Source organism: Actinacidiphila oryziradicis, from assembly GCF_005047355.1.
Classification (GTDB): domain Bacteria; phylum Actinomycetota; class Actinomycetes; order Streptomycetales; family Streptomycetaceae; genus Actinacidiphila; species Actinacidiphila oryziradicis.
Genome location: NZ_SUMC01000019.1, coordinates 87,080 through 113,850, shown reverse-complemented (window position 1 = coordinate 113,850; position 26,771 = coordinate 87,080). Strand labels below are relative to the sequence as shown.

At 71.7% G+C, this 26,771-nt stretch carries 23 protein-coding genes, 1 pseudogene and 1 riboswitch; of the genes and pseudogenes, 12 read left to right on the top strand and 12 right to left on the bottom strand.

Annotated features, from left to right (window positions below; translation table 11 throughout):
• Positions 1-18: 18 nt before the first annotated feature.
• Positions 19-1,062: a zinc-dependent alcohol dehydrogenase family protein gene (locus FCI23_RS20735; protein ID WP_136725474.1), complete on the bottom strand. Its 1,044-nt coding sequence runs from the start codon at positions 1,060-1,062 to the stop codon at positions 19-21.
• Positions 1,063-1,165: 103 nt separating this feature from the next.
• On the opposite strand from FCI23_RS20735, the gene FCI23_RS20730 reads away from it, so the two are divergent.
• From FCI23_RS20730 to FCI23_RS20715, 4 genes are all read left to right on the top strand, one after another.
• Complete coding sequence (locus tag FCI23_RS20730; protein ID WP_136725423.1) at positions 1,166-2,146, top strand: DEDDh family exonuclease; 981 nt, start codon at positions 1,166-1,168, stop codon at positions 2,144-2,146.
• 92 nt (positions 2,147-2,238) lie between these two features.
• The gene (locus FCI23_RS20725) at positions 2,239-2,490 is read left to right on the top strand and encodes a hypothetical protein (protein ID WP_136725422.1); all 252 of its coding nucleotides are present in this window, start codon (positions 2,239-2,241) and stop codon (positions 2,488-2,490) included.
• Positions 2,491-2,540: 50 nt separating this feature from the next.
• Positions 2,541-3,359 carry an SURF1 family cytochrome oxidase biogenesis protein gene (locus FCI23_RS20720; protein ID WP_136725421.1) on the top strand — a complete coding sequence of 273 codons (819 nt, stop codon included), beginning with the start codon at positions 2,541-2,543 and terminating at the stop codon, positions 3,357-3,359.
• Between the two features lie 49 nt (positions 3,360-3,408).
• A complete protein-coding gene (locus FCI23_RS20715; protein ID WP_136725420.1) occupies positions 3,409-5,193 on the top strand; it encodes a glycoside hydrolase family 15 protein in 1,785 nt (594 codons plus the stop codon).
• Positions 5,194-5,284: 91 nt separating this feature from the next.
• On the opposite strand, the gene amaP is transcribed toward FCI23_RS20715, so the two are convergent.
• From amaP to FCI23_RS20690, 5 genes are read right to left on the bottom strand one after another with little or no spacing between them, the layout of a single operon-like run.
• A complete protein-coding gene (amaP, locus tag FCI23_RS20710) occupies positions 5,285-5,881 on the bottom strand; it encodes an alkaline shock response membrane anchor protein AmaP (RefSeq protein WP_136725419.1) in 597 nt (198 codons plus the stop codon).
• A 7-nt stretch (positions 5,882-5,888) separates the two neighbouring features.
• The gene (locus FCI23_RS20705) at positions 5,889-6,512 is read right to left on the bottom strand and encodes a DUF6286 domain-containing protein (protein ID WP_136725418.1); all 624 of its coding nucleotides are present in this window, start codon (positions 6,510-6,512) and stop codon (positions 5,889-5,891) included.
• The gene (locus tag FCI23_RS20700) at positions 6,509-6,880 is read right to left on the bottom strand and encodes an Asp23/Gls24 family envelope stress response protein (RefSeq protein ID WP_246143865.1); all 372 of its coding nucleotides are present in this window, start codon (positions 6,878-6,880) and stop codon (positions 6,509-6,511) included. Before FCI23_RS20700 ends, FCI23_RS20705 begins: the two co-directional genes overlap by 4 nt.
• Before the next feature lie 4 nt (positions 6,881-6,884).
• Positions 6,885-7,067, bottom strand: a complete 183-nt coding sequence (locus FCI23_RS20695) for a hypothetical protein (RefSeq protein WP_136725417.1) — start codon at positions 7,065-7,067, stop codon at positions 6,885-6,887.
• Positions 7,064-7,558: an Asp23/Gls24 family envelope stress response protein gene (locus tag FCI23_RS20690; RefSeq protein WP_136725416.1), complete on the bottom strand. Its 495-nt coding sequence runs from the start codon at positions 7,556-7,558 to the stop codon at positions 7,064-7,066. Before FCI23_RS20690 ends, FCI23_RS20695 begins: the two co-directional genes overlap by 4 nt.
• Before the next feature lie 135 nt (positions 7,559-7,693).
• Here FCI23_RS20690 and FCI23_RS20685 point away from each other — a divergent pair, with 135 nt between their 5' ends.
• Positions 7,694-8,332, top strand: a complete 639-nt coding sequence (locus tag FCI23_RS20685; protein WP_136725415.1) for a nucleopolyhedrovirus P10 family protein — start codon at positions 7,694-7,696, stop codon at positions 8,330-8,332.
• Between the two features lie 300 nt (positions 8,333-8,632).
• On the opposite strand, the gene FCI23_RS20680 is transcribed toward FCI23_RS20685, so the two are convergent.
• From FCI23_RS20680 to FCI23_RS20670, 3 genes are all read right to left on the bottom strand, one after another.
• Positions 8,633-9,424 (bottom strand): enoyl-CoA hydratase/isomerase family protein, encoded by a 792-nt coding sequence (locus FCI23_RS20680; RefSeq protein ID WP_136725414.1) that lies wholly within the window; start codon positions 9,422-9,424, stop codon positions 8,633-8,635.
• 119 nt (positions 9,425-9,543) lie between these two features.
• Positions 9,544-9,765: a helix-turn-helix domain-containing protein gene (locus tag FCI23_RS20675; RefSeq protein ID WP_211265417.1), complete on the bottom strand. Its 222-nt coding sequence runs from the start codon at positions 9,763-9,765 to the stop codon at positions 9,544-9,546.
• Between the two features lie 391 nt (positions 9,766-10,156).
• Positions 10,157-11,755: an ABC-F family ATP-binding cassette domain-containing protein gene (locus FCI23_RS20670; protein ID WP_136725412.1), complete on the bottom strand. Its 1,599-nt coding sequence runs from the start codon at positions 11,753-11,755 to the stop codon at positions 10,157-10,159.
• A 248-nt stretch (positions 11,756-12,003) separates the two neighbouring features.
• Here FCI23_RS20670 and FCI23_RS59850 point away from each other — a divergent pair.
• A pseudogene (locus tag FCI23_RS59850) lies at positions 12,004-12,424 on the top strand (VOC family protein).
• Between the two features lie 30 nt (positions 12,425-12,454).
• Here the strand turns inward: FCI23_RS59850 and FCI23_RS20660 are convergent.
• The 3 genes from FCI23_RS20660 to FCI23_RS20650 all read right to left on the bottom strand — a co-directional run bounded on the left by FCI23_RS20660 (position 12,455) and on the right by FCI23_RS20650 (position 16,124).
• Positions 12,455-13,837 (bottom strand): hypothetical protein, encoded by a 1,383-nt coding sequence (locus tag FCI23_RS20660; protein WP_211265416.1) that lies wholly within the window; start codon positions 13,835-13,837, stop codon positions 12,455-12,457.
• Positions 13,838-14,125: 288 nt separating this feature from the next.
• Complete coding sequence (locus FCI23_RS20655; protein WP_136725411.1) at positions 14,126-15,241, bottom strand: alpha/beta hydrolase family protein; 1,116 nt, start codon at positions 15,239-15,241, stop codon at positions 14,126-14,128.
• Positions 15,242-15,431: 190 nt separating this feature from the next.
• A complete protein-coding gene (locus FCI23_RS20650) occupies positions 15,432-16,124 on the bottom strand; it encodes a class II aldolase/adducin family protein (RefSeq protein WP_136725410.1) in 693 nt (230 codons plus the stop codon).
• A 117-nt stretch (positions 16,125-16,241) separates the two neighbouring features.
• On the opposite strand from FCI23_RS20650, the gene FCI23_RS20645 reads away from it, so the two are divergent.
• The 6 genes from FCI23_RS20645 (at position 16,242) to cobN (ending at position 26,652) form a co-directional block, all read left to right on the top strand.
• Positions 16,242-17,633 (top strand): NAD(P)/FAD-dependent oxidoreductase, encoded by a 1,392-nt coding sequence (locus FCI23_RS20645; RefSeq protein ID WP_136725409.1) that lies wholly within the window; start codon positions 16,242-16,244, stop codon positions 17,631-17,633.
• A 459-nt stretch (positions 17,634-18,092) separates the two neighbouring features.
• Positions 18,093-19,328 (top strand): inorganic phosphate transporter, encoded by a 1,236-nt coding sequence (locus FCI23_RS20635; RefSeq protein WP_136725408.1) that lies wholly within the window; start codon positions 18,093-18,095, stop codon positions 19,326-19,328.
• Positions 19,329-19,351: 23 nt separating this feature from the next.
• A complete protein-coding gene (locus FCI23_RS20630) occupies positions 19,352-19,549 on the top strand; it encodes a hypothetical protein (RefSeq protein WP_136725407.1) in 198 nt (65 codons plus the stop codon).
• Positions 19,550-19,672: 123 nt separating this feature from the next.
• Positions 19,673-19,863: riboswitch (cobalamin riboswitch) on the top strand.
• 80 nt (positions 19,864-19,943) lie between these two features.
• Positions 19,944-21,143, top strand: coding sequence for a cobalamin biosynthesis protein (locus FCI23_RS20625; RefSeq protein WP_246143864.1), 1,200 nt, complete (start codon positions 19,944-19,946; stop codon positions 21,141-21,143).
• Positions 21,140-22,735 carry a cobyric acid synthase gene (locus FCI23_RS20620; protein ID WP_136725406.1) on the top strand — a complete coding sequence of 532 codons (1,596 nt, stop codon included), beginning with the start codon at positions 21,140-21,142 and terminating at the stop codon, positions 22,733-22,735. The genes FCI23_RS20625 and FCI23_RS20620 overlap by 4 nt, the downstream gene beginning before the upstream one ends.
• A gap of 41 nt (positions 22,736-22,776) precedes the next feature.
• A complete protein-coding gene (gene cobN, locus FCI23_RS20615) occupies positions 22,777-26,652 on the top strand; it encodes a cobaltochelatase subunit CobN (RefSeq protein WP_136725405.1) in 3,876 nt (1,291 codons plus the stop codon).
• The last annotated feature ends 119 nt before the right edge of the window (positions 26,653-26,771 follow it).

The window sequence follows — 26,771 nt, the reverse complement described above, 5'->3', positions numbered from 1 at the left end:
CCGCGCCGGGCGCCGCCCTCAGGGCTTCACCAGCACCTTGAGGGCGGTTCGCTCGTCCATCGCCTCGTAGCCACCGGGGACCCCCGCGAGGGACACCGTGAGGTCGAAGACCGGCGACGGGTCGATCGTGCCGTCCAGCACATCCGGGAGCAGCTGCGGGATGTAGGTACGGACGGGGGCGACCCCGCCGCGCAGCGCGATGTTCCGGTCGAACATCGCTTCGAGGTCCAGGCCGGTGGCGCTGCCGTGCGGCACGCCGACATAGCCGATCGCCCCGCCGTCGCGGGTGATGTGCACAGCCGTGACCATCGACTGCTCGGTGCCGACCGCCTCGATCACCGACTGCGCGCCCTGACCGCCCGTCAGCTCCCGTACCGCCTCCACCGCGGCCTCGCCGCGCTCGGCGACCACATCCGTCGCCCCGAACTTCCGGGCGATCCCGGTCCGTGCCTCATGCCGGCCCAGTGCGATGATCCGCCCCGCGCCCAGCCGCCGGGCTGCGAGCACCCCGCACAGGCCGACCGCGCCGTCACCGACCACGGCGACCGTGGAGCCCTGCCGCACGCCCGCGCCAACGGCCGCGTGATGGCCGGTTCCCAGCACGTCGGAGAGGGTGAGGAGGGCCGTCAGCAGCCGCTCGTCGGAGGCGGCTCCGTCCGGCAGCCGCACCAGTGTCGCGTCCGCGTACGGAACCCGTACCGCCTCACCCTGGCCGCCGTCCGAGCCGACCGAGCCCCAGAAGCCGCCCTGCGGGCAGGAGGTGGTCAGACCCTCGGCGCAGTATTCGCAGGTCCCGTCGGACCACACGAAGGGCGCCACGACCAGGTCACCGGCCGCCAGCCGGGACACGCCCGGACCGGTCTCCTCGACAACACCCAGGAACTCATGGCCGATCCGCTGTCCCGGCCGCCGCGGCGACTCCCCCCGGTACGCCCACAGATCGCTGCCGCAGACGCAGGCGAGCACCACCCGCACAACCGCGTCCCCGGGAGCTTGGACCACCGGATCGGCCACTTCCTCGACCGCGATGTCATGGGGGGCGCGGATGACGGTGGCACGCATGGCGATGTCCTTGCTCACTGAGATTGTTTGTCCGAGTTGCGGTAATTACGGGGCTCTCTCACCGTACAACCGCTGTCGGTGGCGGCCCGTATTGTGTTCCACCATGCACGCGTCCCAGCTCCCCCAAGCACCGTGGCCCGCCGCTTACCCGGACGGATACGCCGTTGTCGACGTCGAGACCACCGGGCTCGGCCGCGACGACCGCATAGTGTCGGCCGCCGTCTACCGGCTGGACGCGCAAGGGGAGGTCCAGGACCACTGGTACTCGCCGGTGAACCCGCAGCGCGATCCGGGGCCGGTCTGGATCCACGGACTGACCAGCGAAATGCTCGCCGACGCACCGCTCTTCCCGGAGATCGCGGGACAGCTGGCCGAGCGGCTGGCCGGCCGGGTGCTGGTCGCGCACAACGCGGTCTTCGACTGGTCGATGCTGTCCCGGGAGTACGCCCGCGCGCGGACCGCCGCACCCGTCGAGCAGCGTCTGTGCACCATCGTGCTCTCCAAGGAGCTCGCTCTCCCGCTGCCCAATCACCGGCTGGAGTCACTGGCCGCGCACTACGGTGTCGTCCAGCAGCGCGCCCACCATGCCCTGGACGACGCCCGCGTCCTGGCCGAGGCCTTCCGTCCCAGCCTGCACCTCGCGGCCGCCGCCGGGCTGCGGCTGCCGCTGCACGCCTGCCGCCCGCTCACCGAATGGGTGGACGGCCCCTCGACGCGTTCCGCCGAGCGCAATGGTGTCTCCTACCGGCCGACCAGTTGGCGGCCCGCCCGCAAGCGCCCTGCCTGCCCCTACCCCAACCCGGGGCGCCTGGCCCCCGACGGCCCCCTCGTCCAGGGCATGCGGGTCGCCTTTTCGGGGGACACCGGCATCGACCGCGAGCTGCTGGAGGACCGGGCCACCGACGCCGGACTGCATGTCGCGACCAGCCTCAGCCGCCTCACCAGTCTGCTGGTCACCAACGACCCGGACTCCCCCAGCACCAAGGCCACCAAGGCCCGCCAGTTCGGCACCCCGGTCATGGACGAGCACCGCTTCGCGGAGCTGCTCAAGGCGGTGTCCCCGGCGCAAGGAGTACATGGCTGATCAGCGGGAGCGCACGGCTGATCGGGTGGAGCGGCGGCGGCGCGCCCGGCCTGCGATTGCCGGGCGCCGCGACCGGCCGCACGCTGGGCCTCATGACACGATGCGAAGTCTGCGGAAACGACTACTCGATGCCGATCCATATCGAAGCGCAGGGCGTCCGCCATACGTTCGACAGCTTCGACTGCGCCATCCACCGGATGGCCCCCGTCTGCGAGCACTGCCGGGTGCGGATCACCGGCAAGGGCGTGGAGGCCGACGGCCGGTTCTTCTGCGGCGCCCACTGCGCCAAGGCGGAGGGCGTGCACGGGATCGTCGACCGTATCGGATCAGTCCCGGCGACGTAGGGCGCGCCCCTCCTGCAGACGGCCGCCGCCCGAGTTGTACCGTCGATGTCGTGTACCGCTTCCTGCTGTCCCGGCAATGGGTGATCCTCACCCTCATCGGCCTGCTCGTCATGCCCACGATGTACAGGCTGGGCTTCTGGCAGCTGCACCGACATGAGTCCAAGGTCTCGAACAACACGCTGACCGCGGACAATCTCACCGCCGCCCCGGTGCCGGTCGAGAAGCTGACCGCTCCCGGCGGGACCGTACCGAAGAAGTACACCTACCGGACGGTAACCGCGAGCGGTCACTACGACACCGCGCACGAGATGGTCGCCCGGCAGCGCACCGCGGCCGACGACAGCACCATCGGGTACCACGTCATCACCCCGCTGGTGATGGCGGACGGCAGGGCGGTCCTGGTCAACCGGGGCTGGATCGCGGCGGGAAGCGACCTCACCACGTTCCCCAAGGTGCCCGCGGCACCGAACGGCGAGATCACGGTCACCGGGCGGCTCCGGCCGGACGAGACCACCTCGATCACCGGCATCCGGAACCGGGCCGGACTGCCCGCCCGCCAGATCATGCTGATCAACAGCACGATGCTGGCGAAAGCCGTCCCCGAGAAGCTCGTCGACGGCTATGTGGAGCTCAGTGCCACCTCGCCCCGGCCGGCCGGCCACCAGCCCGAGCTGATCCCGAGGCCGAGCCCCGTCGACGCCTCGCTGAACATGGCCTACGCCATCCAGTGGTGGCTGTTCACCGCAATGGTTCCGGTCGCATGGGTCATCCTGGTGAGACGAGAACGCAAGGACCAGGAGAAAGCCGGCGAGAAGGAGGGCGGCCGGACCGCCGAACCGGTCGCCGCGGCGACCGCGTCATCTCCTTGAGTCCCCGGCTTCCTCAAGTACCCCGGCTCCCCGGCAGAAGGGCGGTACCGTGCCAGGACTGATCGAGGACTACGCGATCATCGGCGATCTCCAGACCGCAGCGCTGGTCGGCAAGAACGGCTCCATGGACTGGCTCTGCCTCCCGCGCTTCGACTCCTCCGCGTGCTTCTCGGCACTCCTCGGCGACCAGGACAACGGCCACTGGCTGCTCGCCCCGGTTGGCGCCGCCGACTGCACCAACCGCGCCTACCGGGGTGACACCCTGGTCCTGGACACCTTCTGGGAGACCCCCTCCGGCACCGTCAAGGTCACGGATTTCATGCCGCAGCGGGACAAGGCGCCCGATGTGGTCCGCATAGTCGAGGGCATATCCGGCCGGGTCGCCATGAGCGGCGAACTCCGGCTGCGTTTCGACTACGGCAGCATCGTCCCGTGGATGCGGCGCACCGACGGCCACCGGGTGGCCGTCGCCGGCCCGGACTCGGTATGGCTTCGCAGCGAGCCCGAAGTGCGGATGTACGGAAAGGACTTCTGCACCTACGCCGACTTCACCGTCGCCGCGGGCGAGCGGGTGGCCTTCGTCCTCACCTGGCACCCCTCGCACGAGAAGCAGCCGCAGCGGGTCGACCCGTACAAGTCCCTCAAGCACAGCCTGGAGGACTGGACGAAGTGGGCCTCCCAATGCCGCTACGAAGGCCCCTGGCGGGACGCCGTGCTGCGCTCCCTCATCACCCTCAAGGCCCTTACCTACGCCCCGAGCGGCGGCATTGTCGCCGCCGCCACCACCTCGCTGCCCGAGGAGATCCAGGGCGTACGGAACTGGGACTACCGCTACTGCTGGCTGCGCGACGCCACCCTCACACTCAATGTGCTGGTTTCCACCGGCTTCCTCAAGGAGGCGGGCGAATGGCGCGACTGGCTGCTGCGCGCGGTGGCGGGCGATCCCGCCGATCTGCAGATCATGTACGGCCTCACGGGCGAGCGGCGGCTGCCGGAGTTCGAGGTTCCGTGGCTGGCGGGCTACGAGGGTTCCTCGCCGGTCCGCGTCGGGAACGCCGCCGTCCAGCAGCTACAGCTCGATGTGTACGGCGAGGTCCTCGACTCGCTCTACCTCGGCCATGAGTCCGGGCTGGCCGAGAAGCGGCACGCGTGGAATGTGCAGCGCTCGCTGATGGACTTCCTGGAGTCCAAATGGCGCGAGCCCGACGAGGGCCTGTGGGAGGTGCGCGGCCCCCGGCGGCACTTCGTGCATTCGAAGGTCATGGCCTGGGTCGCCGCGGACCGCGCCGTACGCACGCTGGAGCGGCAGCCGCATCGCAAGGGCGACCCGGCGTCCTGGCGGGCGATGCGCGAAGACGTGCACCGCGAGGTGTGCGACAAGGGGTTCGATACCGAACGCAACACCTTCACCCAGTTCTACGGGTCCCAGGAGCTCGACGCGGCGACGCTGCTGATCCCGCAGACCGGCTTCCTGCCGCCATCCGACCCGCGCGTCGTCGGCACGGTCGACGCGGTGCGGCGGGAGCTGGACCACGGCGGGTTCGTGCGCCGCTACACGCTGGACGACAGCACCGTCGACGGGCTGCCGGGCGGCGAAGGGGCGTTCCTGGCCTGCTCCTTCTGGCTGGCGGACGCACTGCACTCCACAGGCCGGAAGGGGGAGGCACGCGAGCTGTTCGAGCGGCTGCTGTCGCTCCGCAACGACGTGGGACTGCTCGCCGAGGAGTGGGACCCGCTGGCCGGGCGCCAACTGGGCAACTTCCCGCAGGCGTTCAGTCATATCGGGCTGGTCAACACGGCGTTGGCGCTGTCCGGCGCGGGGACGGCCCGCTAGCGGGGCAGCGGCCACGTCCTGGGAGCCGCGCGGGATTCGCCGGCGCGGGATTCGGGATTCGCCCGTGACCCGCCCCCGCGCCGGACACCGCCTACATGACCCGCGCCGCCCGGTGGCTGACGGCCCGCAGCCGGGCCTCGGCAGGCAGCGCCGCCAGGCCGGCCGAGGTGCGGGCGCTCTCCAGGACGTCAAAATGCAGACCGTCGAGCACCCTGCCGGGCTCGGCATACGGGGCGAGGGCCAGCACTATGCAGGCCCTGGGAGCGTCGCGCTTGCCGGTGAGGGCGACCCGGGCACGCTCGACGCCATCGAGGGCCTCTGCCTCGGCGATGACGACGTCCTCCAGGGCCCGGCCGCGCAGCACCGCGCCTGCCCCGTCGCCGCTGTCGACGAACACCTGGCGGAGCCGGCGGCTGCGGAGCTGGGCCAGCAGCCGCCAGAGCGCCCCGACGACAACCACGCCGAGTGCCGCGATGACGGTGGGCCACCACCAGTCCTCGTTCCGGTAGCGGGTCCTTTCGCTCGTGCTGAGGAGTACGTCCTTCGGTCCGTCGAAGGGCCACTCGTCCGGCATCGTGAACCCCCAGCGGCGCTGTAGGTCCAGGCCGCCGACCAGCACCGCGAGTCCGGCCGCGAGCAGCACCAGGCCGGTCAGCGCGAGGAGGGTCCGGTTGAGCTTGCCAAGCATGGGCCGGTCACCCCTTCCCCAGGCGGCTGAGCCGTAGTTCGAGCCGCAGCGGGCGGTCCAGCCCGAGATGCCGGATACCCTCGGCAAGCACTGCCTCCAGGTCGCCGCGGACCTCCTCCTGCTCCCGGAAGTGCGCCTCCGCGCGGACCTTGGCAGCGCGCCGGCTGACCGCGACACGCGCGGAGCGCACGCCGGACACCTCTATAGCGCGGTCACGCAGGGCGAGTTCGGCGGCATGCCGGTCGAGCCCGGCCCGGATCCCGGGCGTGTCGCGGCGCATGGGCAGCACATCGCGCAACCCCGGGGTGACAGCCAGCACGATCAGCCACAGCCCTACGACAACGGCTCCGGCGGCGCCTGCCAGCACCCAGGGGTCGTCCAGCGGGCGGGTGGCCAGCTCATCGGCGAGGGTCTTGCGCCACTGCATCGCGGGGCGTCCGGCGCGGACCGCGGCGACGTCGTACAGCAGGAGTCCGGCCGCGCCGAGCACGACGAACGCGGTGAGCGCGGACGGGATGCGCCGGGCCGACCAGAAGCGGCGGGCGCGGCCTTCGGGCTCCGGTGCCGGTACCGTCCCGACGGGCGGCAGGGGCTGGGTCGTAGCGATGGGGTCGTTCGTACGCTCGCTCATCGGACTCTCTCTTCGTCCGCCTTGCGCGTCGCCGGCGAGTGGAGTCGCTCGACCTCGACAGCCACCTCCGGCACTGCCATGCCCGTCAACGCCTGTACCCGCTCGGTGACATGCTGCCGCACCGAGCGGCACACCGAGCCGATGTCACTGGGATAGCCGAGCTCGACCGACAGTCGTACCCGGGCCGCCTTCCGGCGCACCGACACCGAGGCGTGCGGGGCGGTGCCCCTTGGCACATGCTCGGCCTGCGGCGCGTCCACCAGCACCTCCCGGGCGGCGTGGGCGGCGATCTTCGCGACGACGCGGTCCGCGATCCGTAGCGCGCCCCGGTCCGCCGCCGGCACCTGGGCCGGCACCGCCGAAGTCACCGTTTCACCGCCGCCGGTCGCGAGGCCGGAAGAAGTCGCCCAGCTCGACGTCGCCGTCGAGGAGCCGCCCCGCGACAAACCCGATCGCGCCGAGCGCGGCCACCAGGAGGAAGGCCCCGAATCCGCCGAAGTATCCGGCGAAGCCGAGCGCCATTCCCACAATCAGACCCAGTGCGGCATTGCTCATTGGACCCTCTGCTCCGGCTCTGCACCGTCATCGTCCGCGTCATCCGGAAGTTTCACATCGCCGACCGCGATATTGACCTCGACCACTTCGAGGCCGGTCATCCGCTCGACCGCGACGATCACATTCTCCCGCACCGCGCGGGCCACCTCCACGATCGAGACGCCGTACTCCACCACGATGTCCAGATCGAGGGCGGTCTGTACCTCGCCGACCTCCGCCTTCACGCCCCGGGTTGCGGATTTCCCGCCGCCGGGCACCCGGTCCCGTACGGCGCCGAAGGTGCGCGAGAAGCCGGTGCCCATGGCATGGACGCCGACCACATCACGGGCCGCCAGCCCTGCGATCTTCTCCACCACGCCGTCCGCGATGGTGGTCCGCCCGCGGCTCGCCGGATCGCCCAGCGGCACACGTCCCTTGTCCAACGTCCTGGCCTCGCCCTCTGCCTCCTTCGCGGAGGGTTCCTGCCGGCTCCAGTTCGCTGTCTCGGTCATCGGCAATCGTCCCTTCGGCTCAACGGAGCGGTACGCGCCGCTGCATGCCCCACACTATGTGCGCATGCCCCGTGGTGCTGCGGGGATGCGGCAGTCGGGCGAGGATTCGAAAAGAGAAAGAGGAGGCGAGAGCCGGTGTCCGTGGACCGGTTGGCGGATGCGGTACGGGAGCAGTTGGCGCCTGGGCCCGTCCTTCCGCTCGGCGAGGCCGATGACGGCACCTGGATCACCGAACACGCCGCGGTGGTCGTCCTGCGGCGCGCCGCTCACGGCCGCGCGGTGGGCGGCGGGGTACGGCTCGCAGCGCTCCGGATCGGCCTCGCCGCCGGCTCCGGGCCGGGCGTCCCCGCCGACGCGCCCCCTGGCTCGCTCCCGCGCCGGCCGCTCCGTATCGAGGCTGCCTTCGAGGCCTCCCCCGAGCGGCCGCTGCCCGACACGGCCGACCGCCTCCGGCACGCCCTGTGGGACTCGGCACGCGAAGGGATCGGGCTCGCCGTCACCGTCGTCGACCTGACGGTCACGGGCCTCCTGGACGACGGCGACACCGCCGGCCCCGGGCCGGCCGCAGCGCCGGCCATCGAGAGCCCCTCGCCCGGCCGGCCCTCCGCGCCGGGTACCGTCGCCGTGCCCGGTGTCGCACGGCTCACCTCACGCCTCGGCGGCTTCGGCTCCGGGGTCCAGATCGCCGTCGCAGCCGGCTACCGCCCTCTGGACGTCGCCCGCGCCGTGCGCGCGACGGTCGGCGCGCCGGTCGTGGTCACCGACATCGGCTGACGCTGCCGCCTGCGGTGCTTTCCCCCTCCCCGCCCCTTCGCGGCGCCGTCCGATATGCGGCTGGCGCCGCGTGGGGGGACCCCCAGGTCCTCAGACGCCGGACGGGCTGGGTTGTTGCCGGGGCTCCACCCCCAGTCCCCCGCCGGACGGACCGGATTGGGCCAGCGTGGTGGGCAGGCGTTCCGCAGGGCCGAGCGAAGCGAGACGGTGGCACCTCCTGGGGCACCTCCCGACCGAAGGCTGGGCGAGGCAACTGGGGGAGGGTGGGCACAACGGAGCCACCGGCCCAGGCGCAGGCGCCTACTCGCCGACGCCGGCGAGGTCGCGCAGGCGGCGCGCCTGGGCGGCCCGTTCCGCGGCGCGCTGGTCGTCGTAAGCGCGACCGGAGGCATCGCGGAGAAGAGCCTTGGTCTCGATGACGGCGTCCCGCGGCGCAGCCAGGATCGCGGCTGCGAGGTCGAGGACGGCGGCGTCGAGGTCGGCGCCGGGGACGAGGAGGTTGGCGAGGCCGATGCGTTCGGCTTCGGCGCCGTGGACGTAGCGGCCGGTGGCGCAGATCTCGAGGGCGCGGCCGTAGCCGACGAGGTCGGTGAGCGGCTTGGTGCCTCCGAGGTCGGGGACAAGGCCGAGGCTGGTCTCGCGCATGGCGAACTGCGCGTCGTCGGCGACGACGCGCAGATCGCAGGCGAGGGCGAGTTGGAAGCCGGCGCCGATGGCGTGGCCATGGACGGCGGCGATGGTGATGAGGTCGTTGCGGCGCCACCAGGTGAACGCGTCCTGGTAGGCGGCGATGGTGACGTCGAGTTCCTTCTCGGAGCCGCGCGCGAGATCGGCGAAGGAGGGCTCGCCCTCGAACCCCTCGGGGGTGAATGCCTGCCGGTCGAGCCCGGCGGAGAACGACACGCCCTCCGCCCGCAGCACGACCACCCTTACGCTGCCCGGCAGCAGTCGGCCCGCTTCGGTCAGGGCCCGCCAGAGGGCGGGCGACTGAGCATTCCGCTTGTCCGGATTGCAGAGCGTGACGGTGGCAACGGCGTCTTCTGAAGTAAGCCGTACGCCGTCACGCTCGAGCAGCACATTGGGGTCGGACATCGGGCACCTCCGAGCAAGCCACGGACTGGATTACCGAAGAGTAACCACCCGGTCGGCGCACAAGGCGACCGGGTGGTACTGCAGCGGACATTCCGGGTTGCATGAGGCACCCAGGCCCGTCAGACCGAGGCGGTCTTCTTGCCTCGGGTCGCTCCGCCGCGACCACGGAGGGTCACGCCGGACTCACTGAGCATCCGGTGCACAAAGCCATAAGAGCGACCGGTTTCTTCGGCCAGCGCTCGAATGCTTGCACCGGAGTCGTACTTTTTCTTCAGGTCTGCCGCGAGCTTTTCGCGCGCGGCGCCGGTCACCCGGCTGCCCTTCTTCAGAGTCTCGGCCACCCGTGCCTCCTCCAGGGAAGTGCGCTTCGGACTCTCATGATCACCCCTCGGGCGCCTCATGGCCACCCATTCGGCAAGGTCCATGCGACAACATTTGCGCCGACGCACGCCCGGGGAGTCCCCACAGGGTGGGCGGAATCAGAGATTCCGCCGGTCGGGTTTCGATCTCTCGGCGAACCCCGCAAGAAAAGGGCAGGTCAATCACGGTCGGTAAGGAGTTCTCCCGGGTCATGCGGCTGATCGACTTCAAACGCTGGACTCCGCACTGCGGCACGCCGGGGTACGAGCTCTTCTCACACAGATGATGGATCACCTGTCGGCCGAATGATCCAGAGATTGATCCACCCGGGTGACCTGGGCGCGCCGGGCGCGCTCAGGAAGTGCTCATTCCTCAGGCCAGGGACACCAGATCGGCGTAGTCCTGGCCCCACAGGTCCTCGACACCGTCCGGCAGCAGGATGATCCGCTCCGGCTGCAGCGCCTCCACCGCGCCCTCGTCATGGGTGACCAGGACGACGGCGCCGCTGAAGGTGTGCAGCGCGCCCAGGATCTCCTCGCGGCTGGCGGGGTCGAGGTTGTTGGTGGGCTCGTCGAGCAGCAGCACATTGGCGCTGGAGACGACAAGGGCCGCGAGGGCCAGGCGGGTCTTCTCGCCGCCGGAGAGCACCCCGGCCGGCTTGTCGACGTCGTCCCCGGAGAAGAGGAACGATCCGAGGATCTTGCGGACCTCGGCCAGGTCCGTGTCGGGGGCGGCCGAGCGCATGTTCTCCAGCACGGTGCGCGCCGGGTCGAGGGTCTCGTGCTCCTGCGCGTAGTAGCCGAGCTTGAGTCCGTGGCCCGGCTCCACCTGCCCGGTGTCGGGCTGCTCAACGCCGGCCAGCAGCCGCAGCAGGGTCGTCTTGCCGGCACCGTTGAGGCCGAGGATGACGACCCGCGAGCCCTTGTCGATGGCCAGGTCGACGTCGGTGAAGATCTCCAGTGAGCCATAGGACTTGGAGAGGCCCGACGCCATCAGGGGTGTCTTGCCGCAGGGGGCCGGATCGGGGAAGCGGAGCTTGGCGACCTTGTCCTCGGCCCGCACCGCCTCCAGACCGGAGAGCAGCCGCTCCGCGCGGCGGGCCATGTTCTGCGCGGCGACGGTCTTGGTCGCCTTGGCGCGCATCTTGTCGGCCTGGGAGTTGAGGGCCGCGGCCTTCTTCTCCGCGTTCTGGCGCTCGCGCTTGCGGCGCTTCTCGTCCGCCTCGCGCTGGGCCAGGTAGAGCTTCCAGCCCATGTTGTAGACGTCGATCTGGGAGCGGTTGGCGTCCAGGTAGAACACCTTGTTGACGACCGTCTCGACCAGGTTGATGTCGTGGGAGATCACGATGAAACCGCCGCGGTACGTCTTGAGGTAGTCGCGGAGCCAGACGATCGAGTCGGCATCGAGGTGGTTGGTGGGCTCGTCGAGCAGCAAGGTGTCGGCGTCGGAGAAGAGGATCCTGGCCAGCTCCACACGGCGGCGCTGGCCACCGGAGAGAGTGTGCAGCGGCTGGCCCAGAACCCGGTCGGGCAGTCCGAGGGCGGCGGCGATGGTGGCCGCCTCGGCCTCGGCGGCGTAACCGCCCTTGGTGAGGAACTCGGTCTCGAGGTTCGAGTACCGCTTCATCGCCTTCTCGCGGGTGGCGCCCTTGCCGGTGGCCATCCGTTCCTCGTTCTCACGCATCTTGCGCAGTACGGCGTCCAGGCCGCGGGCGGACAGGACCCGGTCCCGGGCCAGCATGTCGAGGTCGCCGGTGCGGGGGTCCTGCGGCAGATAGCCGACCTCACCGGACTTGGTGATGGTGCCGGCGGCGGGGACGCCCTCGCCGGCCAGCACCTTGGTGAGGGTGGTTTTGCCCGCACCGTTGCGGCCGACCAGGCCGATGCGGTCGCCCCGGGCGATACGGAAGGAGGCGGACTCGATGAGGACGCGGGCTCCGGCGCGCAGCTCGATACCGGTGGCAGTGATCACGGGAAATAGCTCCAGGGCGTGGCGGACGGCAGTCGGGACGGGCGGGCGGGTGAGGTGCGCGACGCCGTCTAAGACGCGAGGAGAACTGCCATACGAGTCAGTCTACCGGGGACGCGCGGCCCGATCGCCACGTTATTTCCGGCCGGGCGGCCGTTCGCGCAGGCGGCCCGGGGAGTGTTGTCGGACCCGGATGCAAGACTGAGATTCAGGTCACATCGGATGGCACCGGAAGAGGGAGCGTGATCGTCATGGCAGTCACCGGCCCCGGAGACGGCCGGCCGGCCATCTACCCCGCGCTGCGGTACCGCCAGGCGCGGGCGGCGATCGCCTTCCTGAAGGAGGCGTTCGGCTTCACCGAGCTCGCGGTGTACGCGGGTGAGGACGGCACCGTCCACCACGCCGAACTCGCCTACGGCAACGGGGCGGTGATGCTCGGTACGGCCCAGGCCGATACGCCGTTCCGCAGGGCGGCCGAGGATCTGGGCCCGGTCTCGCTGTATGTGGTGGTCGAGGACCCCGACGCGCACTTCGAGCGGGCGGTCGGAACACGACGCGGAGATCGTTCTGCCGCTCATCGACCAGGATTACGGGTCGCGGGATTACACGGCCCGCGACCCGGAAGGCAATCTGTGGACCTTCGGCACCTACGCGCCGGAAATACCTGGGTAGCCGGGTGGGTGCCGGGTGGCCGGGGCGATGTCACTCCTCGCCGCCGGTGTGGAGCTGGAAGGCGGCGCGGCGCATCGCCTTGGCCAGCGCCGGATCGGGATGCGCGGCGGCGAGAGCGACCAGCACCTGGACGGTGCGGGGGTGCCCGACGGCGCGGAGCTCCTTGAGCAATCGGGGGACGGAGCCCTGGACGGCGGCGTCCAGGTGGCTCACCAGGAGATGGCTCTCGCCGTGATCGGCGACGGCCGCAGCCGTGTCCACCCACAGCCAGGTGGCCTCGTCACGGGTGAGCAGATCGGCGACGTCCTCCGGGTCGCGGCCCTCCTGCTCGGCCAGCCACAGCAGCGCGTAAGGGCGCAGCGGCGGCTCTTCCACCACGGCGCGTACGGCGGGCTCGGCGGGGGCACCGACGACGCGCAGCGCTTCGAAGGCCAGCCCGCGCAACAGGGCGTCCTCGCCGCGGCCGACCTCCAGCAGCTCCGCGACCGCCTGCGCGGCGGGGCGGGCGGCGAGCCAAGCCTGGTGCTCGGCGCGGGCGGGGCCCGGGGAGAGACCCACGCACGCCTTGAGCATCTCCTCGGCGGACTGCTCGATGTGCCCGGCCGGCCCCTGGGCGGCGACGCAGATCTGCTCCAGCTTCACCCAGACCGCCCAGCTGCCGAGGGCAGTGATGGTGACCTCGCCGGGCCTGGCGGAGTCACGCGGATGCAGGGCGCCCACGCGGGCGAATGCGTCGAGTGTCCAGTCCAGAAGCACCGGCAGCGGGTCGCCGCTGCCCTCGGCCGGCGGCTCGTGACGCTCCTCGCGGAGCTCGGCCACCCGCTGGCGGAGCAGGTCGAGCAGCGCGGCGACCGCGACCGGGCCGGACGACAGGTGCAGCAGTGAGAGGAGCTGGGGGGCGGCCTCGATCGCCTCGGCGACGAGTGACGGGTCGACATCCGTGCACGCCGGGTCGTCGGCCGCGGGATGGGCCAGGGACCAGGCGTCGAAGAGGGCGACCCAGCCGCGTAGCACCGCCGTGTCGTCACGGTCCCAGGCCCGCAGCCGCCAGCCGGGGCGGGCGGCTCCCTTGTGCAGCTCGATGAGACCGGCCAGCCGGGCCCGGTCCCAGGCCGCCCGGACCTCCCGGTCCGTCAGTCCTAGTGCCGCCGCGGCCCGCCGCACATCGGCATCGCGCAATATGCCGGTCGAGCCGGGCGCGGCGCCGCTTGACACGGCGTCGGCCCAGCGGGCCAGTCGTACGGCATCGACGAGCTCGGCGCGGGCCCGGCGGGAAAGCTCGGCCAGCGCCGGGGTCCCCTCGGGCGGCCTGGGCGGACGGGACCTGCTCGTCGTGGCGGCACGACGCGCGGCGGCCAGCGGCCTGCGGGGGACGAGGCGCAGCGGCGTGTCTCGCGGAGTACGGGACGTCACGAGGAGCAGTCTTGCGGTTGGGTGCCCGGAATCCCAAACGCTGGACCGGGCAGTGTGCGAATTGCCCGCCTACGGTGGGAGTATTCCGTCGGCCACGCCGGGCGGAAGCCCGCTCTGCCGTCGCGCCCCGCTCGGTGGGAGCACGGCCCGGCGGACGGCCGCGGCTCGTGCGTCCGGCGGATCGTGAGCGGCCCCTTCGCCGCCGCCCAGCGCGGCGGGCGCCCACACGCTCGCTGCGTTGTCGAATCGCCCGAGTAGCCCGGCTACGAAGACGACGCCGACCAGGGCCTAGGCCAAGGGTGTGAGGAAGCGGCGTAGCGTCTCCTCATAGCTGTGGGGGTCCACGTTCCACATCGCGGCGTGCGGGGCGCCGGGGACGGGGTGGAGGACGACGCGGTCGGCGCGGCGGGCGGCGAGCTCGCGTGAGGGGCCCCAGGGCGCGATGGTGTCGTCGGGGCCGTGGAAGATGAGGGTGGGTACGCGCAGCCGGCTGGGTTCGGCTGCGTCGGCGATGCGCGCGGCGTGCAGCCCGGTGCGGCCCTCCGCGGCGCGGACGCCGAGCGGCAGCAGCGCGCCGGGGACACCGCGTGCGGCGGCGGTGGCCCGGACCGTGGACTGCCAGTCGAGCACGGGTGAGTCCAGGACCAGTCCGCTGACGCGGTCGCTCAGCGGGGAGTGGGCGGCGGCACGCAGCGCCATCGTGGCGCCGGTGGACCATCCGTAGAGGATGAACCGGTCCGCCCCGTGGCTCGCCGCGTAGCGCATCGCCGCGTCGAGGTCACGCCATTCGGTGTCGCCGAGGTGCGCGAGGCCGTCGGGTGACTCCGGGGCGCCGGGGTCGTTGCGGTAGGCGATGTCGAGGACGGGGAACAGCTGGCCGCACAGGGCCGGCATGACGTTCAGGGGGTGTTCCCTGGTGGTGCCGATGCCGTGCACCGTGATGACCCAGGTGTCGCGGGCGCTGGGGACAAACCAGGCGGGCAGCGGACCGAGTTCGCCGGGGATCTCGACCTCGGCGTGGCCGAGGCCGAGAGCGCTGCTCGGATCGCCCTCGTAGAGCTGCGGTGTAATCCGGACGCGGGTGCCGGGGGTCAGGGCCCCGCGCTGCACACGCTCCAGACTGCGCGTCACGGTGTCGGGAGTGGTGGACAGTACCTCGCCGGCCACGGCATGCACATCGTCACCGGCCAGCCCGTAGATGCCCGGGCGGCTGGAGGCGACGCTGCGGGTGAGTGTGACCCGTCCGGTGGTGGTGGCGTGCACGGTGTGCAGCGGCTCGGCTTCCGGGCCGTTCGGGTGCGGTTTCAGGGCCAGGCCGGAGACGTACCGGCCGGCCGCCACAGCGGCCACTCCGGCACCGATGACAGTGGTGGCGGCCACGGCCGCAGCTGTACGAAGGCGCATCCGTTCCAGTGTCACCGCGCCGGCGCCTCACAGCCAGTGGGGGCGGCCGGGCGGGTGACGCCCACCGGGATTCCGGTGGTCTGCTGCGGGCTCGGCGCCGTCCCCCAGCCTTCGGCCGGGCGGTGGGCCAAGGGCTGCGCCGTCCCACGCGCTGCCCGATGCACCGGCAGTTATGGGAACTGACCAGGCATTACTCGGACGGTGCGCCGGGCTGGCCGTAGCCGCGGAGCTTCTCGGCGACGCGGGCGAGTTCGCGTTTGGAAAGCAAGGACGGCGAGAAGCCCTGCACGGAGCGCGCCGCGAGCCATACCTGGCACATCCATTCGAGCTGGGCAGTGCGGTCGTAGGCCTGGTCGAGGTCGTCGCCGTAGACGATGGTGCCGTGGTTGCGCAGCAGGCAGCCGGTGCGGTCGCGCAGTGCGCGGAGCACATTGGCGGCGAGCTCCTCGCTGCCGTAGGTGGCGTAGTCGGCGACGCGGATCTTGCCGCCGAGTTCTGCGGCGATGTAGTGGATGGCGGGCAGCTCGTAGAGGAGCGTGGAGACGGCGGTGGCGTGCACGGCATGGGTGTGGACGACGGCCTGGGCGTCGGTGTTGCGGTAGATCGCGAGGTGCATGGGGAGTTCGCTGCTGGGCCGGAGCTCGCCTACCACCTGCTTGCCGTCGAGGTCGACGCCGACCGTGTCAGTCGGGCGGATGCGGTCGTACGGGATGCCGCTTGGAGTGACGAGCACCAGTTCACCCACGCGTACCGATACATTGCCGGACGTACCGACCACCAGCCCGTCCGCGACTGTGCGCCGCGCTGTGGTCACCAGCTCCGACCAGGCCAGTTCCAGCTTGTCGCGTCGCCGCCCGTCCCGCTGTCCGTCTCGTACTGACATACACGCCACCTCCGAGCCCCGATCCTGACAGGTTGCGCGTTGCCGCGCGCCCGCGGGGCGCAGTAACGTCCCGGCACACCGCGAGGTTCGATCAGTCATACGGACAGCAGAGGCAATATGACCACCGTCAATGGCGGTATCTCCTTTTGGTACGCGCAGACCGGCGTCCCCACGCCGCGGGAGCCGCTACCCGGCGACACGACCGCCGATGTGTGCATCGTCGGCGGCGGGTACACCGGTCTGTGGACCGCGTACTACCTGAAGAAGGCGGTGCCGTTCCTGCGGATCACCGTGCTGGAGCAGAAGTTCTGCGGCTACGGGGCTTCAGGCCGCAACGGCGGCTGGCTGTACAACGGCATCGCCGGCCGCGACCGCTATGCGAAGCTGCACGGCCCGGACGCCGCGCTCGCGCTGCAGCGCGCGATGAACGAGACGGTGGACGAGGTGGTGCGGGTCGCCGCCGAGGAGCGCATCGAAGCCGACATCCACATGGGCGGTGTGCTGGAGGTGGCGCACTCCCCCGCCCAGCTGTCCCGGCTGAAGGCCTTTCACGCGGCGGAGGCCGCCTTCGGCGAGAAGGACCGGCTGCTGCTGAGCGCGGCCGAGTCGGCGGCGCGGATCAGGGTGGCCGGGACGGCGGGCGGCACCTGGACGCCGCACGGCGCGCGGGTGCAACCCGTCAAGTTGTTGCAGGGGCTGGCGGGGGCGGTCGAGGCGCTGGGCGTGGTGATCCACGAGTCGACACCGGTGACCGAGATCCGGCCGAAGCACGCGGTGACACCGTACGGGTCCGTACGCGCGCCATATGTGCTGCGTTGCACTGAGGGCTTCACAGCGTCGATCAAGGGCCAGAGACGGGCCTGGCTGCCGATGAACTCATCGATGATCGTGACCGAGCCCCTGCCGCAGCATGTGTGGGACACCATCGGCTGGGAGGGCCGCGAGACACTCGGCGACATGGCGCACGCGTATATGTACGCGCAGCGCACGGCCGACGACCGGATCGCGCTGGGCGGCCGGGGAGTGCCGTACCGCTTCGGCTCGCGGACGGACAACAACGGGCGTACACAGGCCGCCACCATTGACGCGCTGCGCGAGATCCTGGTGCGTTTCTTCCCCGCCGCCGCCGGGGTGGCGGTCGAGCAGGCCTGGTCAGGCGTGCTGGGTGTACCGCGCGACTGGTGCGCGAGCGTTGAGCTGGACCGCTCCACGGGGCTGGGCTGGGCGGGGGGCTATGTGGGCAGCGGTGTCGCCACCTCGAATCTGGCGGCACGCACCCTGCGCGACCTGGTGCAGCTGGATTCGGGTCAGGGCGGGCAGACCGAGCTGACCGGGCTGCCGTGGGTGGGCCACCGGGTACGCCGCTGGGAGCCGGAGCCGCTGCGCTGGCTCGGGGTGCACGGAATGTACGCGGCCTACCGGAGCGCGGACCGCCGTGAGCAGGCCGGTCGCAGCGGGGAGACGGACCGGGTCGCGAAGTTCGCGGACCGGGTCACCGGGCGGCACTGAGCCGGTCCGCGCTGAGGCGTTGCGGGCTGAGGGCGTTGCGGGCTGAGGTGTTGCGGGCTGAGGTGTCGTCAGCTGAGATGTCGTGAGCTGAGGCACCTTGCCCTGAGGTGGTTTGGGCTGGGCCCCGCGCTAAAGCGGCGTTGCGGTGCACCGGTCGGCGCCCGCAAGAGAGGGCGCGGTTTTCCGGCCAAAGTTCGGCCCTGCGCGGGCGGGGGAAGTCGCAGCCCGCCGCCTCGGCCGGCCGGGTGGGAAGCGTGGACCTTCTGGCAGTACGACAACTCCGGCACCCTCCCGGGCGAGCAGGACGCCTTCAACGGGTCACTCACACGGCTGAAAGAACTCACCAAGGGCCGACCCTCCGACCACGGCACCCCTAAGCCGCCCCAAGTTCACCTTCCGTTCATCCTGCCTCCGTACGGTCGCCATCGCCACTGACCGATCAAACGATTGCCTGGGTAAATGGAACACATCACGCTCCTGATCGGAATCGTGATCGTTACCGCTCTCGTGTTCGACTTCACGAACGGTTTCCACGACACCGCGAACGCGATGGCAACCACCATCTCCACCGGTGCCCTGAAACCCAAGACGGCGGTGGCCATGTCCGCCGTACTCAACCTGACCGGAGCATTCCTCTCCGTCGCGGTCGCCAAGACGATCTCCGGCGGCATCATCGACGAGTCCGCGGGCGTCAAACCAGAAGTGATCTTCGCCGGCCTGGTAGGCGCCATCCTCTGGAACCTGCTGACCTGGCTGGCCGGACTGCCGTCCAGCTCCTCGCACGCCCTCTTCGGCGGTCTCATCGGCGCCACTCTGGTCGCCGTCGGCGCCAATGGCGTCAATGGCGACGCGATCGTCATGAAAATCCTCATCCCGGCCGCCGCCGCGCCCATCGTGGCCGGCCTCGCCTCGATGCTCGCTACCCGCCTCACCTACCGGATCGGCCGCGACGCGGACCCCGCGGCGACCGCCAAGGGCTATCGCGCCGGCCAGATCGCCTCCGCCGGCCTGGTTTCCCTCGCCCATGGGACCAATGACGCCCAGAAGACGATGGGCGTCATCACCCTCGCCCTGATCACCGGCGGCGTCGTCGCCCCCCACTCCGACCCGCCTGTGTGGGTGATCGTCTCGGCCGGCCTCGCCATCGCTCTCGGCACCTTCATCGGCGGCTGGCGGATCATCCACACCATGGGCAAGGGCCTCACCGACATCCAGCCGCCCCAGGGCTTCGCCGCCCAGACCGGCGCCGCGACCGTCATCCTCGCCTCTTCACACCTCGGCTTCTCCCTCTCCACCACCCAGGTCTGCTCCGGCTCCGTCATGGGCTCCGGCCTCGGCCGCAAGGGCGCGGTGGTGCGCTGGGGCACCGCCGGCCGGATGGCGGCCGCCTGGGTGCTGACCCTTCCGGCGGCCGGCCTCGTCGCCGCCTGCGCGGCCCTCCTGGCCGACCAGGGCGCCTGGGGAATCACGGCCGTGGCCGTCCTCGCGCTCGCCGCCTGCGCGGCGATCCGGGCCGCCTCGCGCCGCAGGCCGATCGACCACACCAACGTCAACGAAGCCGGTGGCGGCGCCGAGGAAGAGCCGCCCGGTGTCATCACCACCGCCATCGCGCCCGTCGGCGGCGAGCTCAAGGCAACCATCCCCGCCCCGGCGCCCCTGACGACCACCGCCGACCCCGCCCAAGCCTCCGCCTGAGACCGGAAGGACCAGCACCCATCATGCACATCGACTGGCAAGCCCTCGGGGCGGTCTTCGGCGTCAGCCTCGTCATGACCGTCGGCCTCGTCGGCCTCTTCTCGCTCGGCATCGTCGGCCTCAGCAAGGAGGGCGCCGTCCTCGCCCGTACCGGCGCCTGTGCCTGCTTCGCGCTGTGCGCGGCCGCGGTGGCGTACGGGATCTTCCTGATCGTCGCCTGACGGGCGCCGGACGGCCCTCGGACGACGCAGTACATCTGACATGCGGGGTACGGACATTGATACGTACCCCGCTCGTGTGTGTCTTCACACATCCCTCTTCGCAGGTCAATCGTGAGTTGACGGGCATTCGCGGCACGTGGTGGACTGCCGTAGCCATACGGCGGCAGGAGAGGAAGTCCGGTGCGAATCCGGCGCGGTCCCGCCACTGTCACCGGGGAGTGCACCCCCACCTAGGTCACGGCCGAGCGATCGGCTGGAAGGCCGGGGATGCGCGGATCCGGGAGCCAGGAGACTCTCACCGCCGGTCACGTCGAACCAGGGCGCGGACCCTGAGTGAGGACCCCTGCCATGCCCGGCTGCCGCCGAACACCCGCCATTACGGCGGGCTGACCCCATGCTTTCGTGGGGGTACCGGGGGTCGCTCCCCGGGAGAACGCAGTACTCCGCCGCGCGTGCGCAGCGCGCCTTCGCCTACGGTGCCGCCCTCGGCTACCTCGCCGACCTCGCCGCCGCCGACCCGCGCCGCGGCCACCCCGTCGCCGCCTTCGGGCGCGCGGCCGCCGCGCTGGAGCACCGGCTGTGGCGCGACCACCGGGGCCGGGGCGCGGCATACACCGCGCTGTGCGCCGGCGGGACCGTGGCCGCCGCCGCGCTCGCCGCCCGGGCCGTACGCCACTCCCCCGCCGCGTCCGCGGGTCTGACGGCCACCGTCACCTGGGCCGTGCTGGGCGGCACGTCGCTCGGCCGTGAGGCGCGGGCGGTGGGCACCGCGCTGGAGGCCGGGGACATCGAGGAGGCCCGTGCGCGGCTGCCGCATCTGTGCGGGCGGGACCCGCAGGCGCTGGACGGGCAGCAGATCGCGCGGGCGGTCGTCGAGTCGGTCGCCGAGAACACCTCGGACGCGGTCGTCGGCGCCCTGGTCTGGGGCGCGCTGGGCGGAGTCCCCGGGCTGGCCGGGTTCCGTGCCGTGAACACCCTGGACGCGATGGTCGGCCACAAGTCGCCCCGCCACCGCCGGTTCGGCTGGGCCTCGGCCCGGCTCGACGACGTCGTCGGATGGCCGGGGGCGCGACTGACCGCGGTCCTGGCCGTGCTGGCCGGTCCCGACCCGCGCGGGGCGTGGCGGGTGTGGCGGCAGGACGGCGCGCGGCACCCGAGCCCCAACGCCGGTCCGGTCGAGGCCTCGTTCGCTGGTGCGCTGGGCGTACGCCTCGGCGGCACGCTCGCCTACGCGGGGCGGGCGGAGCACCGGCCGGTCCTGGGCGCCGGGAACCGGCCGGTCGAGGTGCGGGACATCGAGCGGGCAGTGCGGCTGTCCCGCCGGGTGGGCCTCTTGGCGCTGGCCGCGGCTGTGGGCGGCCGGCTGGTGTGGGCGGCGGTGGGTGCGGCCAAGGGCGCCGGGGCGGGCGGGAGTTCTTGCCTGACCCGCCCCTTCCCGAAACCGGGGGCCGGCCCCCGGGCCCCCGGGTTGTGCCCACCTTCCCCCAGCTACCTCCCCCAGCCTTCGGCCGGGAGGCGCCCCCAGGAGGTGCCCCCATCCCGCATCGCTCGGCCCTGCGGAACGACTGCCCACAACCACAGGAGGGGCGCATGAGCGGCGTCAGCGGTAAGACCGGCGGCGGGCTGCTGGTCGCCGGGACCACGTCCGACGCGGGCAAGAGTGTGGTGACGGCGGGGATCTGCCGCTGGCTGGCCCGGAAGGGCGTGCGCGTGGCGCCCTTCAAGGCGCAGAACATGTCGCTGAACTCGTTCGTGACCCGCGAGGGCGCCGAAATCGGCCGTGCCCAGGCGATGCAGGCGCAGGCGGCCCGTATCGAGCCGACCGCGCTGATGAATCCGGTGCTGCTGAAGCCGGGCAGTGACCGCAGCAGCCAGGTGGTACTGCTGGGCAAGCCGGTCGGTGAGATGAGCGCACGCGGCTTTTGGGCGGGGGTCCGGGGGCCGTCCCCCGGGACAGCACCGTACTCGGAGCACCGGGCGGAGCTGCTGCGGACGGTGGCGGGGTGCCTGGAGGAGCTGCGGGGACAGTACGACGCGGTGATCTGTGAGGGTGCGGGCAGCCCTGCCGAGATCAATCTGCGGCGCACCGACATCGTCAACATGGGGCTGGCGCGGGCCGCACGGCTGCCGGTCGTCGTGGTCGGGGACATCGACCGGGGCGGGGTGTTCGCGTCGTTCTTCGGGACGACGGCGCTGCTGAGCGCCGAGGACCAGGCGCTGGTCGCCGGCTACATCGTCAACAAGTTCCGGGGCGATGTGGCATTGCTGGAGCCGGGCCTCGACATGCTGCGCGGCCTGACCGGGCGGCAGGTCATGGGCGTACTGCCGTACCGGCACGGTCTCGGCATCGATGAGGAGGACGGGCTGCGCATGTCGCGGCACGGGACCGTACGGGAGAGCAGCGGCGCGCCGCCGTACGGCGAGGATTTGCTCCGGGTGGTGGTCGCCGCTGTGCCGCTGATGTCGAACTTCACGGATGTGGACGCCCTGGCGGCCGAACCGGGCGTTGTGGTGCGGTTCACGGACCGGCCGGAGGAACTGGCCGACGCGGACCTCGTGGTGCTGCCTGGTACTCGTGGGACGGTACGGGCGCTGGAGTGGCTGCGGGCACGCGGGCTGGCCGACGCGATCGCGCGGCGGGCGGCGGAGGGGCGGCCGGTGCTCGGCATATGCGGCGGATTCCAGCTGCTCGGCGAGACCATCCAGGATGACGTCGAGTCGCGGGCCGGGCGTGTCGACGGGCTGGGGCTGCTGCCGGTACGGGTGCGCTTCGCGCCGGAGAAGACCCTGGCCCGGCCGGTCGGCGTGGCGCTGGGCGAGCGGGTGGATACCGGGTACGAGATCCATCACGGCGTCGCCGATGTGGGCGACGGCGGCGAGGGGTTCATCTTCGACGGCCAGGGGCAGAGCCTGGACGGGTGCCGGGCGGGGTCCGTCTGGGGCACGCACTGGCACGGCTCGCTGGAGAGCGACGGCTTCCGGCGGGCCTTCCTGCGCCGGGTGGCGGAGGCGGCGGGGCGCCGATTCGTCCCCGCGCCCGATACGGCGTTCGGCGCACTGCGCGAGGAACAGCTCGACCGCCTCGGCGACCTGATCGAGGAGCACGCGGACACCGCCGCGCTCATGCGGCTCATCGAAGGCGGGGCACCGCCAGGACTGCCCTTCGTCCCGCCGGGGGCACCGTGAACGACGCCGTGAACGACAAGCCATTGACTGATGGGGGCACCGTGAGCACGGTCCTGCTGCTTTCCACCGCCGACACCGATCTGCTGGCGGCCCGCGCCTGCGGCACGCCGTACCGCATCGGCAATCCGACCCGGGTAGACGGCGCCACCGAACTGCCCGCGCTGCTGGACGGCGCGGACCTCGTCGTCGTACGGCTGCTCGGCGGCAAGCGCGCCTGGGAGGACGGGCTTGCCGCGCTGCGCGCGTCCGGGGTTCCGACCGTGCTCCTTGGCGGCGAGACGGTGCCGGACGCGGAGCTGATGGCCGAGTCGTCCGTCCCGGCGGGCGTGGTGGCTGAAGCGCTGCGTTACCTCGTCGAGGGCGGCCCGGAGAATCTGCGCGAGCTGGCGCACTTCCTCTCCGACACCGTGCTGCTGACCGGCGAGGGCTTCGAACCGCCGGCCGCGATGCCGGAGTACGGGGTGCATGGTTCGTACGCCTACAAGGAGGGCCGGCCGACCGTGGGCGTGCTCTTCTACCGGGCGCACGAGCTGTCCGGCAACACGGCTTTCGTCGACACCTTGTGCGCCGCCATCGAGGCGAAGGGCGCCAACGCGCTGCCGGTCTACTGCGGTTCGCTGCGCGGCGTAGCCGAGATGCAGCGGAGGGTGGGGGTCGGGAGCGAGGAACGAGCGACCGGCACCCGCCCGCAGCGGAGTCAAGGCGAAGCGCGCACGACAGAGGGGCGCGGCGTAGCCGAGATGCAGCGGAGGGTGGGGGTCGGGAGCGAGGAACGAGCGACCGGCACCCGCCCGCAGCGGAGTCAAGGCGAAGCGCGCACGACAGAGGGGCGCGGCTCCGACGCCGGGCTGTACGAGCTGCTGGGCCGCGCCGACGCGCTGGTCGCCACCGTGCTCGCGGCGGGCGGGACCCGGGCGTCGGACGCCTCGGCGGGCGGGGACGACGAGGCGTGGGACATCGGCGCGCTCGGCGAGCTGGACGTACCCGTACTGCAGGGCCTGTGCCTGACCTCGTCCCGGGCCGCCTGGGAGGCGTCGAGCGCGGCGCTGTCGCCGATGGACGCGGCGATGCAGGTCGCCATCCCGGAGTTCGACGGCCGGCTGATCACTGTGCCGTTCTCCTTCAAGGAGCAGGGCCCGGACGATGTGCCGGTATATGTGGCCGATCCGGAGCGGGCCGGGCGTGTCGCCGGCATCGCGGTGCGGCACGCGGCGCTGAAGCACAAACCGAACGCGGAGAAGCGGCTGGCGCTGGTCTTCACCGCCTACCCCACCAAGCACTCCCGGGTAGGGAATGCCGTCGGCCTGGACACCCCGGCCTCGGCAGTCGGGCTGCTGCACGCGCTGCGCGCCGCGGGCTACGACGTCGACGGCTACCCCGAAGGCGGCGACGAGCTGATCCACCGGCTCATCGCCGCGGGCGGCCACGATGTGGAGTGGCTGACGGAGGAGCAGCTGGCCGCCGCCCCCGCGCGGGTCCCGCTCGCCGACTACCAGCGGTGGTTCGCCACCCTCGACCCCGAGCTGCGCGCCGGCATGCTGGAGCACTGGGGCGAGCCGCCGGGCGGTCTCTATGTCGACGGCGACGACATTGTGCTGGCCGCCCTCCAGTTCGGGAGTGTCGTCATCATGATCCAGCCGCCTCGCGGCTTCGGCGAGAACCCCATCGCGATCTACCACGACCCCGACATGCCGCCCTCACACCACTACATGGCGGCGTACAGGTGGCTTGAGACCGCGACATCGGAGGGCGGCTTCGGCGCCGACGCCATCGTGCACCTGGGCAAGCACGGCACCATGGAGTGGCTGCCGGGCAAGGGACTGGGCCTCTCGGCCGGCTGCGCGCCGGACGCGGTGCTCGGCGAACTGCCGCTCGTGTACCCCTTCATCGTCAACGACCCCGGCGAGGGCACCCAGGCGAAGCGGCGCGGCCACGCCACGGTCGTCGACCACCTCGTGCCGCCGATGGCGCGCGCCGACTCCTACGGCGACCTCGCCAAGCTGGAACAGCTGCTCGACGAGTACGCGCTGGTCAGCGACCTCGACCCGAGCAAAGCCCCGGCCGTCCGCAGCCAGATCTGGACCCTGGTGCGGGCCGCGGAACTCCACCACGACCTGCACGTCGACGACCAGCCGGACGACGACGCCTTCGACCAGTTCGTCATGCACGTCGACGGCTGGCTCTGCGAGATCAAGGACGTCCAGATCCGCGACGGCCTCCATATCCTCGGCGGCGGTCCCACCGGCGAAGCCCGCGTCAACCTCGTGCTGGCCATCCTCCGTTCCGCCCAGGTCTGGGGCGGCGTCGGCAGCGCCCTGCCCGGCCTGCGGACGGCGCTGGCCGCCCACTTCGGGCTGGACGAGAAAGAGCTGCTGGCCGAGCCCGGCGCCCGCGCCGAGGTCCCGGCCGCGCTCACCGCGCTGGCCGAGGGGCCGTCCCGCAGTGCCTCCGACGCCATCGACCTCATCGAGCTGCTGGCGCGGCGGCTCACCGAGGCCATGGAGGCCCGCGACTGGGCGCACGGCGCGGCAAAGTCGGTGGTCACGGAGGTATTCGGCCAAGAAGTGCACGACGCGGTGCGGGTCCTGGAGTTCGCCGCGGACGAGGTCGTCCCCCGCCTCGCCCGGACGACCGACGAGATCGACAACATCCTGCGCGCACTGCGTGGCGGCTATGTCCCCGCCGGGCCGTCCGGCTCGCCCACGCGCGGGCTGGTCAACGTCCTCCCCACGGGCCGCAACTTCTACTCCGTCGACCCCAAGGCCATCCCCTCCCGGCTGGCCTGGGATGTCGGCACCGCCCTCGCCGACTCCCTGCTCGCCCGGCATCTCACCGACACCGGCGCCTACCCCAGGTCCGTCGGCCTGACGGTCTGGGGCACCTCCTGCATGCGCACCCAGGGCGACGACATCGCCGAGATCCTGGCCTTGTTGGGCTGCCGCCCGGTCTGGGACGACGCCTCCCGCCGGGTCACCGGCTTCGAGGTGGTCGCACTGGAGGAGCTGGGCCGGCCCCGTATCGACGTGACGGTCCGGATCTCCGGCTTCTTCCGCGATGCCTTCCCCCATGTCGTCTCGCTGATCGACGACGCCGTCAGGGCCGTCGCCGAGCTCGACGAGCCCGCCGACCAGAACTTCGTCCGCGCCCACGCCGACCAGGACACCGCCGAGCACGGCGACCGGCGGCGCGCCACGGCCCGCATCTTCGGCTCCAAGCCGGGGGCTTACGGCGCCGGTCTGCTGCCGCTCATCGACGCGCGGAACTGGCGCTCGGACGCCGACCTCGCCGAGGTGTACGCCGTCTGGGGCGGCTACGCGTACGGGCGCGGGCTCGACGGGCGCGCGGCGCGCGGCGACATGGAGACGGCCTTCCGGCGTATCCAGGTGGCCGCGAAGAACATCGACACCCGGGAACATGACCTCGTCGACGCCGACGACTACTTCCAGTACCACGGCGGTATGGTCGCCATGGTCCGGCACCTCACGGGGGTCTCCCCGGAGGCGTATGTCGGCGACAGTGCCAACACCGACCAGGTCAAAACGCGGACGCTGGGCGAAGAGACGCACCGGGTCTTCCGGGCCCGGGTGGTCAATCCGCGCTGGATGGCGGCGATGCGGCGGCACGGCTACAAGGGGGCCTTCGAAATGGCGGCCACTGTGGACTACTTGTTCGGGTATGACGCTACAGCCGGCGTCGTGGACGACTGGATGTACGAGAAGCTGGCCTCCGAGTACGCCTTCGACCAGGAGAACCAGGACTTCATGAAGAAGTCCAACCCATGGGCGCTGCGTGGCATCACGGAACGGCTGCTGGAAGCGGCCGACCGGCAACTGTGGGCGGAGCCGAACCAGGAAACCCTGGACCGGCTCCGCGAGATCTACCTCGAACTCGAGGGTGATCTGGAGGGAGGCGAGTGATCTCCCCCGGGAGCCCCGCATGCGCGGGGAGCACACAAGAACGCCACCAACAGATGCCTCGCCGCGGCGAGCGGCGCAACCGCGAGGGCGCGCGGGGAAAGCCCGCCGCAGGCGCAGCG

Excerpts from the sequence above, each read along its gene's own strand:
- FCI23_RS20705 (WP_136725418.1), bottom strand. The coding sequence starts at position 6,512 with ATGAGCGAGCGTACGAACGACCCCATCGCTACGACCCAGCCCCTGCCG.
- FCI23_RS20730 (WP_136725423.1), top strand. The coding sequence starts at position 1,166 with ATGCACGCGTCCCAGCTCCCCCAAGCACCGTGGCCCGCCGCTTACCCG.
- FCI23_RS20620 (WP_136725406.1), top strand. The coding sequence starts at position 21,140 with ATGAGCGGCGTCAGCGGTAAGACCGGCGGCGGGCTGCTGGTCGCCGGG.
- FCI23_RS20655 (WP_136725411.1), bottom strand. The coding sequence starts at position 15,241 with ATGCGCCTTCGTACAGCTGCGGCCGTGGCCGCCACCACTGTCATCGGT.
- FCI23_RS20650 (WP_136725410.1), bottom strand. The coding sequence starts at position 16,124 with ATGTCAGTACGAGACGGACAGCGGGACGGGCGGCGACGCGACAAGCTG.
- FCI23_RS20735 (WP_136725474.1), bottom strand. The coding sequence starts at position 1,062 with ATGCGTGCCACCGTCATCCGCGCCCCCCATGACATCGCGGTCGAGGAA.
- FCI23_RS20630 (WP_136725407.1), top strand. The coding sequence starts at position 19,352 with ATGCACATCGACTGGCAAGCCCTCGGGGCGGTCTTCGGCGTCAGCCTC.
- amaP (WP_136725419.1), bottom strand. The coding sequence starts at position 5,881 with ATGCTTGGCAAGCTCAACCGGACCCTCCTCGCGCTGACCGGCCTGGTG.
- FCI23_RS20680 (WP_136725414.1), bottom strand. The coding sequence starts at position 9,424 with ATGTCCGACCCCAATGTGCTGCTCGAGCGTGACGGCGTACGGCTTACT.
- FCI23_RS20645 (WP_136725409.1), top strand. The coding sequence starts at position 16,242 with ATGACCACCGTCAATGGCGGTATCTCCTTTTGGTACGCGCAGACCGGC.
- FCI23_RS20635 (WP_136725408.1), top strand. The coding sequence starts at position 18,093 with ATGGAACACATCACGCTCCTGATCGGAATCGTGATCGTTACCGCTCTC.
- FCI23_RS20625 (WP_246143864.1), top strand. The coding sequence starts at position 19,944 with ATGCTTTCGTGGGGGTACCGGGGGTCGCTCCCCGGGAGAACGCAGTAC.
- FCI23_RS20690 (WP_136725416.1), bottom strand. The coding sequence starts at position 7,558 with ATGACCGAGACAGCGAACTGGAGCCGGCAGGAACCCTCCGCGAAGGAG.
- FCI23_RS20725 (WP_136725422.1), top strand. The coding sequence starts at position 2,239 with ATGACACGATGCGAAGTCTGCGGAAACGACTACTCGATGCCGATCCAT.
- FCI23_RS20695 (WP_136725417.1), bottom strand. The coding sequence starts at position 7,067 with ATGAGCAATGCCGCACTGGGTCTGATTGTGGGAATGGCGCTCGGCTTC.